General features: G+C 62.7%; 11 protein-coding genes. All 11 read left to right on the top strand.

All coding sequences use genetic code 11. From position 1 onward, the window contains the following. Window positions 1–6: 6 nt before the first annotated feature. Entirely contained in the window at window positions 7–897 is an 891-nt protein-coding gene (locus tag LOY45_RS18610) for an NAD(+) kinase (RefSeq protein ID WP_010223281.1), read from the top strand. Then, complete coding sequence (locus LOY45_RS18605) at window positions 894–1868, top strand: metallophosphoesterase (protein WP_177414843.1); 975 nt, start codon at window positions 894–896, stop codon at window positions 1866–1868. Before LOY45_RS18610 ends, LOY45_RS18605 begins: the two co-directional genes overlap by 4 nt. Continuing rightward, window positions 1865–2737 carry a rhomboid family intramembrane serine protease gene (locus tag LOY45_RS18600; RefSeq protein ID WP_134061837.1) on the top strand — a complete coding sequence of 291 codons (873 nt, stop codon included), beginning with the start codon at window positions 1865–1867 and terminating at the stop codon, window positions 2735–2737. The genes LOY45_RS18605 and LOY45_RS18600 overlap by 4 nt, the downstream gene beginning before the upstream one ends. Before the next feature lie 14 nt (window positions 2738–2751). Then, window positions 2752–3012 carry a YeaC family protein gene (locus LOY45_RS18595; protein ID WP_115086002.1) on the top strand — a complete coding sequence of 87 codons (261 nt, stop codon included), beginning with the start codon at window positions 2752–2754 and terminating at the stop codon, window positions 3010–3012. Then, window positions 3009–3839 carry a DUF2797 domain-containing protein gene (locus LOY45_RS18590; RefSeq protein ID WP_115086003.1) on the top strand — a complete coding sequence of 277 codons (831 nt, stop codon included), beginning with the start codon at window positions 3009–3011 and terminating at the stop codon, window positions 3837–3839. Before LOY45_RS18595 ends, LOY45_RS18590 begins: the two co-directional genes overlap by 4 nt. Before the next feature lie 15 nt (window positions 3840–3854). Next, window positions 3855–6512, top strand: a complete 2658-nt coding sequence (gene pepN / locus LOY45_RS18585; protein WP_258578153.1) for an aminopeptidase N — start codon at window positions 3855–3857, stop codon at window positions 6510–6512. A gap of 244 nt (window positions 6513–6756) precedes the next feature. Further along, on the top strand, window positions 6757–7812 hold the full coding sequence (locus tag LOY45_RS18580) for a WD40/YVTN/BNR-like repeat-containing protein (protein ID WP_258578151.1): 1056 nt from the start codon (window positions 6757–6759) through the stop codon (window positions 7810–7812). 20 nt (window positions 7813–7832) lie between these two features. After that, window positions 7833–10214, top strand: a complete 2382-nt coding sequence (locus LOY45_RS18575) for an efflux RND transporter permease subunit (protein WP_258579318.1) — start codon at window positions 7833–7835, stop codon at window positions 10212–10214. Window positions 10215–10360: 146 nt separating this feature from the next. Further along, on the top strand, window positions 10361–10654 hold the full coding sequence (locus tag LOY45_RS18570; RefSeq protein ID WP_258578150.1) for a DUF5629 family protein: 294 nt from the start codon (window positions 10361–10363) through the stop codon (window positions 10652–10654). After that, window positions 10617–11747 carry a lactonase family protein gene (locus LOY45_RS18565; RefSeq protein ID WP_240047841.1) on the top strand — a complete coding sequence of 377 codons (1131 nt, stop codon included), beginning with the start codon at window positions 10617–10619 and terminating at the stop codon, window positions 11745–11747. The genes LOY45_RS18570 and LOY45_RS18565 overlap by 38 nt, the downstream gene beginning before the upstream one ends. 121 nt (window positions 11748–11868) lie before the next feature. Next, window positions 11869–12048 carry a hypothetical protein gene (locus LOY45_RS18560; RefSeq protein WP_010223291.1) on the top strand — a complete coding sequence of 60 codons (180 nt, stop codon included), beginning with the start codon at window positions 11869–11871 and terminating at the stop codon, window positions 12046–12048. The last annotated feature ends 222 nt before the right edge of the window (window positions 12049–12270 follow it).

Genomic DNA, 12270 nt, shown 5'->3' with positions numbered 1-12270 from the left:
AGCCCCATGGAGCAATTTCGCAATATCGGTATCATCGGACGGCTGGGCAGCTCCCAGGTGCTCGATACCATTCGCCGACTGAAAAAATTCCTGCTGGAGCGGCATCTGCACGTCATCCTCGAGGACACCATCGCCGAAGTCCTGCCCGGCCATGGCCTGCAGACCTCGACCCGCAAGCTGCTGGGTGAAGTGTGCGACCTGGTGATCGTCGTCGGTGGCGACGGCAGCCTGCTCGGCGCCGCCCGCGCCCTGGCCCGGCATAATATTCCGGTGCTGGGCATCAACCGCGGCAGCCTGGGCTTTCTGACCGACATTCGCCCCGATGAGCTCGAAGTCAAAGTCGCCGAGGTGCTCGACGGCCACTACCTGGTGGAAAACCGCTTCCTGCTGCAGGCCGAAGTCCGTCGTCACGCCGAAGCCATCGGCCAGGGCGACGCCCTCAACGATGTGGTGCTGCACCCGGGCAAGTCGACGCGGATGATCGAGTTCGAGATCTACATCGATGGCCAGTTCGTCTGCAGCCAGAAAGCCGACGGCCTGATCGTCGCCACCCCGACCGGCTCGACCGCCTACGCGCTGTCGGCGGGCGGGCCGATCATGCACCCCAAGCTCGACGCCATCGTCATCGTGCCGATGTACCCGCACACCCTGTCCGGGCGGCCGATCGTGGTCGACGGCAACAGCGAGCTGAAAATCGTCGTGTCCAAGGACCTGCAGATCTACCCGCAGATTTCCTGTGACGGCCAGAACCATTTCACTTGCGCCCCCGGCGATACCATCACGGTGAACAAGAAGCCGCAGAAGCTGCGTCTGATCCACCCGCTGGATCACAATTACTATGAGGTATGCCGGACCAAGCTCGGCTGGGGCAGCCGCCTGGGTGGTGGAGGCGAGTGATGCTCGATCCCGCTCGCAGTTTCGACCTGATCGGTGACGTGCACGGCTGTGCACACACCCTCGAACGCCTGCTCGACGCCCTTGGCTACAAGCGCCAGGGCGGCGTCTGGCGTCATCCGTCGCGCCAGGCGCTGTTTCTGGGCGACATCATCGACCGTGGCCCGCGGATTCGCGAAGCGCTGCACATCGTCCATGACATGGTCGATGCTGGCCAGGCCTACTGCATCATGGGCAACCACGAGTACAACGCCCTGGGCTGGAACACCCCGGCCCTGCCCGAGAGCGGCAAGCACTACGTGCGCGAGCACACACCGCGCCACGGGCGGCTGATCTACGAGACCCTGACCCAGTTCGAACAGCATCCGGGCGACTGGCATGATTTTCTCGAGTGGTTCTACGAGCTACCGCTGTTCATCGACGCCGGGCGGTTCCGCCTGGTGCACGCCTGCTGGGACGCGCGCCTGATCGACCCGCTGCGCCAGCAATACCCGGACGGGCGCATCGACGAGCATTTCATCCAGGCCTCGGCCGTGCCGGAAAGCTTTGCCGCCACGGTCTGCAACCGCCTGTTGCGCGGTACCGACATGCGCCTGCCGGACGGCCTGACCCTGACCGGTGGCGACGGCCTGACCCGCGCGTTTTTCCGCACCAAGTTCTGGGAAGAAGACCCGCAGACCTACGGCGATATCGTCTTCCAGCCCGATGCCTTGCCCGAGCAGGTGGCCAACGCGCCGCTCAGCCACAGCCAGAAGAACGCCTTGCTGCGCTACAGCGAGGACGAACCGATGCTGTTCGTCGGCCATTACTGGCGCAGCGGCAAACCGGCGCCGATCCGCGCCAACCTGGCCTGCCTGGACTACAGTGCGGTGCTGTACGGCAAACTGGTCGCTTACCGCCTGGATGCTGAAACCCGCATCGACCCGCGCAAGTTCGTCTGGGTCGATGTCGACCGGCCGGAGGCCAGCCAATGACTGCAGTAGTGGTATTACGCATGCCGTTGAGTACCGATCTCAGCGGCTTTGTCGGCCTGTTGCGGCGCCTGCAGGTGCCGCACCGGGTCAGCGAGGAGGGCGGCGACCAGGTGTTGTGGGTGGCCGAGAACCTCGCCGAAGACGTGCGCCAGCTGTACCAGCGCTTCCCCGAGGGCAATGCCGAGTTCGAACTGCCGGCCGACACCGCCTTGGCCGCACCGGCGCGGCCGAGCATCGGCGAGCAGTTGCGCGCCAGCAAGGCAACGGCGGCGATCCTGCTGCTGTGCCTGATCGTCGCCGGCCTCACCGGCCTTGGCGACAACTTCGCCACCTTGAGCTGGCTGACCTTCCTCGATTTTCGCGTGCAGGGCGACTACCTGTACTTCACCCCGCTGGCCGCCAGCCTTGCCGATGGCCAGTGGTGGCGCCTGTTCACGCCGATGCTGGTGCATTTCGGCATCCTCCACCTGGCCATGAACGGCCTCTGGTACTGGGAACTGGGCCGGCGCATCGAGCTGCGCCAGGGCCCGTGGAACCTGCTCGGCATGACCTTGCTGTTCAGCCTGGTGTCCAACGCCGCCCAGTACCTGTTTGGCGGCCCGAGCCTGTTCGGCGGCCTGTCGGGGGTGCTCTACGGCTTGCTCGGACACATCTGGCTGTACCAGTGGCTGGCGCCCAACCCGGTGTATCGCATGCCCCGCGGCGTGCTGGTGATGATGCTGGTCTGGCTGCTGCTGTGCCTGTCCGGTTTGATCAGCCTGCTCGGCTTCGGCCAGATCGCCAACGCCGCCCATGTCGGCGGGCTGTTGGTCGGTTGCCTGAGCGGGCTCTTGGGCGGGGCGCTGGCCCGGCGTAAACTGACCGCTTGATTTTGGGAGACGTTATGTCCACTTTTGCGCAAATGATCGAAAACATCACCCCGGAAATCTACGAAAGCCTGAAACTGGCTGTGGAACTGGGTAAATGGGCAGACGGGCGCAAGCTCACCACCGAGCAGAAAGAGCTGTCGCTGCAGGCGGTGATCGCCTGGGAACTGCAGAATCTGCCCGAAGAAGAGCGTACCGGCTACATGGGCCCGCAGGAATGCAGCTCGAAGTCGGCACCGGTGCCGAACCTTCTGTTCAAGTCGGATGCGATCCATTGATCGAACTCGGCCGCGGCTCCATCAGTAAAATGTCGGCGCGTCTCGATGCGCCGGTGGTGCAGTACGCTTTTCGTCTGGGCGAGCAGGAAGTGCCGGTCAACCCCTTGATCGGCAAGACCGTGCGCCTGGAATACCTCGGTGCCATCCATTGCAGCCACTGCGGGCGCAAGACCAAGACCAGTTTCAGCCAGGGTTACTGCTACCCGTGCATGACCAAGCTTGCGCAGTGCGACGTGTGCATCATGGCCCCGGAAAAATGCCACTACGATCAGGGCACCTGCCGCGAACCCTCGTGGGGCGAGCAGTTCTGCATGACCGATCATGTGGTGTACCTGGCCAACTCCTCGGGCATCAAGGTCGGCATTACCCGCGCGACCCAGTTGCCAACGCGCTGGCTCGACCAGGGTGCCAGCCAGGCGCTGCCGATCGTGCGGGTTGCCACCCGCCAGCAATCGGGGCTGGTCGAAGACCTGTTCCGCAGTCAGGTGGCCGACCGTACCAACTGGCGCGCCTTGCTCAAGGGCGATGCCGAGGCGGTCGACCTGCTGGCCGTGCGCCAGCAACTGTTCGACAGCTGCGCCGAGGGCTTCAGTGCCTTGCAGGCGCGATTCGGCCTGCAGGCGATCCAGCCGCTGACTGACGCCGAGGTCCTGGAAATCCGCTACCCGGTCGAGGCCTACCCGAGCAAGATCGTCAGCTTCAACCTGGACAAGAATCCCGTGGCTGAAGGCACGCTGCTGGGCATCAAGGGCCAGTACCTGATCTTCGACACCGGCGTGATCAATATTCGCAAATACACGGCGTACCAGCTCGCCGTGCATCAGTAAAAAAAGGACTGCCACATGCGTACCGAACAGCCGCAAGTGATCTACCTCAAGGACTATCAGGCCCCCGAGTACCTGATTGACGAGACGCACCTGACCTTCGAACTGTTCGAGGACCACAGCCTGGTCCACGCGCAGCTGGTCATGCGCCGCAACCCGGCCCGCGGCGCCGGCCTGCCGCCGCTGGTGCTCGACGGCCAGCAGCTGGAGCTGCTCAGCGTCGCCCTGGACGACCAGGTGCTGAACGCAGTCGCCTACCAGCTCGACGACAGCCACCTGACCGTGCAGCCGACGGCGGCGACCTTCACCCTCGACACCAGCGTGAAGATCCACCCCGAGCGCAACACCGCCCTCGAAGGCCTGTACAAGTCCGGCAGCATGTTCTGCACCCAGTGCGAGGCCGAGGGTTTTCGCAAGATCACCTACTACCTCGACCGCCCGGACGTGATGAGCAAGTTCACCACCACGGTGATCGCCGAGCAGCATCGCTACCCGGTGCTGCTGTCCAACGGCAACCCGGTCGGTACGGGCCCGCAGGAAGACGGCCGGCACTGGGCGACCTGGGAAGACCCGTTCATGAAACCGGCCTACCTGTTCGCCCTGGTCGCCGGCGACCTGTGGTGCGTCGAAGACAAGTTCACCCGCCAGTCGGGCCGCGACGTGACCCTGCGCATCTATGTCGAGCCGGAAAACATCGACAAGTGCCAGCACGCCATGACCAGCCTGAAGAAGTCCATGCGCTGGGACGAAGAAGTCTATGGCCGCGAGTACGACCTGGACATCTTCATGATCGTCGCGGTCAACGACTTCAACATGGGCGCCATGGAAAACAAGGGCCTGAACATCTTCAACTCCAGCTGCGTGCTGGCCCGCGCCGAAACCGCGACCGACGCCGCCCACCAGCGGGTCGAGGCGGTGGTCGCCCACGAGTACTTCCACAACTGGTCGGGCAACCGCGTGACCTGCCGCGACTGGTTCCAGCTGTCGCTCAAGGAAGGTTTCACGGTGTTCCGTGACTCCGAGTTCAGCGCCGACATGAACTCGCGCACGGTCAAGCGCATCGAGGACGTCGCCTACCTGCGCACCCACCAGTTCGCCGAAGATGCCGGCCCCATGGCCCACGCCGTGCGCCCCGACAGCTTCATCGAGATTTCCAACTTCTACACCCTGACCGTGTACGAGAAGGGCTCGGAAGTGGTGCGCATGGTTCGCACCCTGCTTGGTGCCGAGGGTTTTCGCAAAGGCAGCGACCTGTACTTCGAGCGCCATGATGGCCAGGCCGTAACCTGCGACGACTTCATCAAGGCCATGGAAGACGCCAACGGCGTCGACCTGACCCAGTTCAAGCGCTGGTACAGCCAGGCCGGCACGCCACGCCTGGCGGTCAGCGAGGCTTACGACAGCGCTGCACAGACCTACAGCCTGACCTTCCGTCAGAGCTGCCCGGCAACCCCGGACAAGGTCGAGAAGAAGCCGTTCGTGATCCCGGTGGAACTGGGCCTGCTCGATGCCCAGGGCAATGACATCGCCCTGCGCCTGCAAGGTGAAGCGGCAGCAGACGGCACCTCGCGGGTGTTGTCGGTAACCGAAGCCGAGCAGACCTTCACCTTCGAGGGCATTGCCGCCAAGCCGCTGCCATCGCTACTGCGTGGTTTCAGCGCACCGGTCAAGCTGAGCTTCCCCTATGACCGTGACCAGCTGATGTTCCTCATGCAGCACGACAGTGATGGTTTCAACCGCTGGGAAGCGGGGCAGCAGCTGTCGGTGCAGGTCTTGCAGGAGTTGATTGCCCAGCACCAACAGGGCGCCAGGCTGGTTCTTGATCAGCGCCTGGTGACCGCGTTGGGCACGGTGCTGGCCAACGAGCAACTGGACCAGGCCATGGTCGCCGAAATGCTCTCGTTGCCAAGTGAGGCCTACCTCACCGAAATCAGCGAAGTGGCCGACGTCGATGCCATCCACGCCGCTCGCGAGTTTGCCCGCAAGCAGATCGCCGAGCAGCTGTTCGACGCCCTGAGTGCACGTTATCAGGCCAACCGCGCGGTTTCGCGTGGCACCGAGTATGTTGCCGAGGCCGAGCACTTCGCCCGCCGCAGCCTGCAGAACATCGTGCTGTCGTACCTGATGCTCAGCGCCAAGCCTGACGTGCTGGCGGCGACCCTGGAGCAGTTCGACGCCTGTGACAACATGACCGAGCGCCTTACCGCCCTGGCCGTGCTGGTCAACTCGCCGTTCGAGGCCGAACGGGCCAAGGCCCTGGAAGGCTTTGCCGAGCACTTCAAGGACAATCCGCTGGTCATGGATCAATGGTTCAGCGTGCAGGCGGCCAGCACCCTGCCGGGTGGCCTGGCACGGGTCAAGGCGCTGATGCAGCACCCGGCCTTCACCATGAAGAACCCGAACAAGGTCCGCGCCCTGATCGGTGCCTTTGCCGGGCAGAACCTGGTCAACTTCCATGCGGCCGATGGTTCGGGTTATCGCTTCCTGGCGGACCTGGTGATCGAGCTCAACGCGCTCAACCCGCAGATCGCTTCGCGCCAATTGGCGCCGCTGACCCGCTGGCGCAAATACGACAGCGCGCGTCAGGCGCTGATGAAAGGTGAGCTGGAGCGCATTCTGGCATCGGGTTCGTTGTCCAGCGATGTGTATGAAGTCGTGAGCAAAAGTCTGGCCTGATGGCCTCATCGCGGGTCAAGCCCGCTTCCACAGGGAACTGCATGTACCGACCCTGTGGGAGCTGGCTTGCCAGCGATTGCTTCCCCGCAAATCCTGCGCTTAACAAAAGATAACGTCCCGTTCGTTGTCAGTCCTTTGCAAACCCCGATAGGATGGCTCTCAGCTATTGCGGGGCTCTGGAACAAGGTTTTTGCAGTACCTGCATATAGATTGACCCAAATAACAATAAACGGGGGATAGATCTATGACTGAGCCTGTCATGGCGGGTCTCGGCGGTGCTGCGCGTAAAGCCGGCAATCGCCCTTGGGCATTGGCCGCCAGCGGCTTGCTGGTATTGGCGATCGGGCTATGGGCCAACACGGCCGAAGCCGCAGCCGCGCAAACCGATGTCTACTCCACCGAATCGTCCAAGGCGGTAAAAAGCCTGCTGCTGGACGTCACCAAGGCTGGCGCGCGCCTGGTCGCCGTCGGTGATCGTGGCCATATCCTGTTTTCCGATGACCAGGGCAAGACCTGGACCCAAGCCAAGGTGCCAACCCGGCAACTGCTTACTGCCGTCTATTTCGTCGACGACAAGCACGGCTGGGCCGTCGGCCACGATGCGCAGATCCTCGCCAGCACTGACGGTGGCGCCACCTGGAGCAAACAGTTCGAAGACCTGGCACGTGAAGCGCCGTTGCTCGATGTCTGGTTCAAGGACACTCAGCACGGCATCGCCGTGGGCGCGTACGGCGCATTGCTGGAAACCACCGACGGCGGCAAGCACTGGAACGATGTCGGCGACCGGCTGAACAACGAAGACCAGCTCCACCTCAACGGCATCGCTGCGGTCAAAGACGCTGGCCTGTTTATCGTCGGCGAGCAGGGCAGCATGTTCCGCTCCAGCGACGACGGCCAGACCTGGGAAAAGCTCGAAGGCCCCTATGAAGGCTCGCTGTTCGGCGTCACTGGCACCGCCCAGTCGCGTACCTTGCTGGCCTACGGATTGCGCGGCAACCTCTACCGCTCCACGGATTTTGGCGATAGCTGGCAACAGATCGAATTGAAAGCCGCGCGCGGCAACCTCGAATTTGGCCTGGCAAGCGCTACGCTTCTCGATGATGGCAGCCTGGTATTGGTGGGCAATGGCGGCAGCGTGCTGCGCAGCAGCGACGACGGCCAGAGCTTCAGCGTGTTCAACCGGGCCGATCGCATCGCCCTGGCCGGCGTCAGCGGGCTGAGTGAAGGGCGCCTGGTGCTGGTAGGCCAGGGTGGCGTGCACCTGGCTTCGGCCCAGGGCGCCGAAGGAGTGCAGCCATGACCCGTCAGGAGCAGTTCAACATGAATCAGCAGCAACACCATCAGGACAAGGCGACCTTGCTCGAACGCCTGATCTTCAATAACCGCCCGGTGGTGATCCTCATCTGCCTGCTGGTCAGCGTGTTCCTGTTCTGGCAGGCCACGCAGATTCGTCCGTCCACCAGCTTCGAGAAAATGATCCCGCTTGAGCATCCCTTCATCGAGAAGATGCTCGAACACCGCAATGACCTGGCCAACCTCGGCAACACCGTGCGCATCTCGGTGGAGGCCACCGACGGCGATATCTTCAGCAAGGAGTACATGGAAACCCTGCGTCAGGTGCATGACGAGGTGTTCTACATTCCCGGCGTCGACCGTTCCGGCCTGAAATCGCTGTGGAGCCCCAGCGTGCGCTGGACCGAAGTGACCGAAGAGGGCTTCGCCGGTGGCGAAGTCATCCCGCAGACCTACAACGGCTCGGCCGACAGCCTCGACCAGTTGCGCAACAACGTGCTCAAGTCCGGACAGGTCGGGCGCCTGGTGGCCAACAACTTCAAATCGAGCATCATCGACATTCCGCTGCTGGAGTCCTACCCGGACCCGCAGGACCAGGGCAGGCTGATCAAGCTCGACTACCAGCAGTTCTCCCATCAGCTCGAAGAGAAGATCCGCGACAAGTTCCAGGCCCAGAACCCCAATGTGAAGGTGCACATCGTCGGCTTCGCCAAGAAGGTCGGCGACCTGATCGACGGCCTGATGATGGTGGCGATGTTCTTCGGTATCGCCCTGGTGATCACCTGGGTGCTGCTGTACTGGTTCACCTGGTGCATCCGCAGCACCATCGCCGTGCTGATCACCACCCTGGTGGCGGTGGTCTGGCAGCTGGGGCTGATGCATGCGGTGGGCTTCGGCCTTGACCCGTACTCGATGCTGGTGCCGTTTTTGATCTTCGCCATCGGCATCTCCCACGGGGTGCAGAAGATCAACGGCATCGCCTTGCAGTCCAGTGATGCCGACAACGCCCTGACCGCTGCGCGGCGCACCTTCCGGCAATTGTTCCTGCCGGGGATGATCGCCATTCTGGCCGACGCCGTGGGCTTCATCACCCTGCTGATCATCGACATCGGGGTGATCCGCGAGCTGGCCATCGGTGCGTCGATCGGTGTGGCGGTGATCGTCTTCACCAACCTGATCCTGCTGCCGGTGGCGATCTCCTATGTCGGCATCAGCAAGAAGGCCATCGAGCGCAGCAAGAAGGATGCGACCCGCGAACATCCGTTCTGGCGCCTGCTGTCCAACTTTGCCAGCGCCAAGGTCGCGCCGGTGTCCATCGTCCTGGCCTTGCTGGCCTTCGGTGGCGGCCTCTGGTACAGCCAGAACCTGAAGATCGGCGACCTCGACCAGGGTGCGCCGGAGCTGCGTCCGGACTCGCGCTACAACCAGGACAACGCCTTCATCATCAATAACTACTCGACCAGTTCCGACGTGCTGGTGGTGATGGTCAAGACCCCGACCGAAGGCTGCTCGGTGCACTCGACCATGGCACCGGTCGACGAGCTGATGTGGAAGATGGAGAACACCCCGGGGGTGCAGTCGGCGATCTCGCTGGTGACCGTGTCCAAGCAGATGATCAAGGGCATGAACGAGGGCAACCTGAAATGGGAAAGCCTGTCGCGCAACCCGGACGTGCTCAACAGTTCGATCTCCCGTGCTGACGGCCTGTACAACGCCGACTGCTCGTTGGCGCCGGTGCTGATCTTCCTCAACGATCACAAGGCCGAGACCCTCGACCGTGCGGTCAAGGCTGTGCAGGAATTTGCCGACACCCACAACAAGGAAGGCCTGGAGTTCCTCCTGGCGGCCGGTAACGCGGGTATCGAGGCGGCCACCAACGAAGTGATCAAGTCGGCCGAGCTGACCATTCTGATCCTGGTGTACATCTGCGTGGCGGTGATGTGCATGATCACCTTCCGTTCCTTCGCTGCGACCCTGTGCATCGTCCTGCCGCTGGTGCTGACCTCGGTGCTGGGCAACGCGCTGATGGCCTACATGGGCATCGGCGTCAAGGTCGCGACCCTGCCGGTGGTGGCACTGGGCGTGGGTATCGGCGTGGACTACGGCATCTACATCTACAGCCGCCTGGAGAGCTTCCTGCGCGCCGGGTTGCCGCTGCAGGAAGCCTACTACCAGACCCTCAAGTCCACCGGCAAGGCGGTCCTGTTCACCGGCCTGTGCCTGGCCATCGGCGTGTGCACCTGGATCTTCTCGGCGATCAAGTTCCAGGCCGACATGGGCCTGATGCTGACCTTCATGCTGCTATGGAACATGTTCGGCGCGCTGTGGCTGTTGCCGGCACTGGCGCGGTTCCTGATCAAGCCGGAGAAAATGGCGGGCAAGCAGGGCGGTTCGATTTTCGCCCATTGACCGGTGCAGTAATCGGGGCTACTTCGTAGTCCATCGCCGGCAAGGCCGGCTCCCTCAGGTGCGCATTACCTGTGGGAGCCGGTCTTGCCGGCGATGCTTTTGATGATCGGGTATCATGGGGTTTTCCCGCCAGTGATCTTCCTGCAATGACAACCCTCTCCCAAGCCCTCGAATCCTGCGACATGCTCCTGATCGACGGCCTGCACGCTTTTGACTTCACCTTCGACGAAACCGGCCTGCATATCGCGCTGATGGACGGCCGCGTTCGTAAACAATGGTCGTTCACCCCGGAGCAGATCGGCGCCGCCCGCGCTGAAGGTGCCGACTGGCTGATCAACGCCGACACTGGCGAGCATCGGCTAGTCTGTATGAGTGCCTTTAGTGCCCGCGATGAGGAAGACGATGACGCGCCTGCTGAAGAACCTGCTGATCGCCAGTAGCATGAGCCTGACTCTCACTGCCCAGGCCCACGACCTGCTGGTCGGCAGCTATACCGCAGGCAGCAGCGAAGGCATCTACCGCTACCGCTTCAACAGCGACAGCGGCCAGATCGACCCTACGCCGCTGCAGATCCTCATGAGCGAAAACCCTTCCTGGCTGACTCTCTCGGTCGACAAGCGCCTGCTATTCGCGGTCAACGAGAATGGCGCCGGCAACGGCCAGGTCAGCAGTTTTGCCATTGGCAAGGACGGCAGCCTCAAGGCCCTGAACCAGGTGCCAAGCCTGGGCGATGAGCCGACCCATTCCAGCCTCAGCCATGACCAGCGCTACCTGTTCGTTGCCAATTACGGCGTATTGCCTGCCCCCGGCGGCAGCCTCAGTGTGTTGCCAGTCGACCGTAATGGCCACCTGCAGGCTTCGGTGCAACAAGACCGGCACAAGCCCAGCGGCGTCAACCCGGAGCGCCAGACCGGACCGCACGTGCACTCGGTGGTGTCATCCGACGACGGCGAATACGTGTTCGCCAGCGACCTGGGGGCCGACAAGGTATTTGTCTACCGATACGACGGCGCCAGTCCCAAGCAGCCACTGAGCGCGGTCGAGCCGGTAAGCCTGCCGCCGGGTAGCGGGCCGCGCCATTTGCTGTTTGACCGCGACGGCAAGCATGCCTACCTGACCCTGGAAATGAGCGCGCAAGTGGTGGCGTTCGACTATCAGGACGGCAAGCTGGCAGAGCTTCAGCGCCTGCCATTGACCGAGCTGACCGATGCCTCGGCCAGGGCGGCGGGGGCCTTGCACCTGTCGGCTGACGGGCGCTTTCTGTATGTCAGCAATCGCGGCACGGCCAACGAACTGCTGGTGTTTGCCGTCGATGACAAGACCGGCAAGCTGATGCAGGTGCAGCGGCGCAGTGTCGAAGGCGATCACCCACGGGAGTTCGCCCTCGACCCCACCGGCAAGTTCCTCCTGGTGGCCAACCAGAAGAGCAACGAGATCGTGGTGATCCGCCGTGATCCGCGCAGTGGCCTGCTGGGCGAAACCGTGCAGAAGCTGGCCCAGGATGCACCGTCGGACCTGAAGTTCGTCAACTGACTATCAATTGCCTTGATGTTTGCTACTGCTGCAATGAATTTCTGTGCGCCGCGCCAGCGGCGTAAGTTTGAACCACGGCCCCAGGCGGCCACTTCAAACCACAGACTTCGAGGTCAGCGCCATGAACTTCAACCTTTTCCCGGTCATCGCCGCTTCCGCCATTTCTGCTTCGGTGGTCCTGCCGGCCAACGCCCATGTCGAGCTCAGCGAGCGCAAATCGTCGACCCAGAGCTACACCCAGAAGTACCTGCAACAAAGCGCCAACTTCTATGCCGCGCTGGACCACAAGTCGCAGCACTGAGCCGGTAGATTTTTCTGGTAATAGCACATCGCCATGTGATTGAATTTGACGCTAATTTATTGACGTCAGGGGGTAACACATGAAATGGCGAATTCTGGCGGTGTTGCTGTTCCTCTATTCTTCGCCGATTCTGGCGCTGTAGCTTCTGGCCTCATCGCTGGCAAGCCAGCTCCCACCATGGCCCTGCATGCCCAGGCCCCTGTGGGAGCTGGCTTGCCAGCG

It is taken from the genome of Pseudomonas wadenswilerensis (assembly GCF_024749185.1).
Lineage (GTDB): Bacteria > Pseudomonadota > Gammaproteobacteria > Pseudomonadales > Pseudomonadaceae > Aquipseudomonas > Aquipseudomonas wadenswilerensis.
This window is presented reverse-complemented; position numbering and strand designations above follow the sequence as displayed.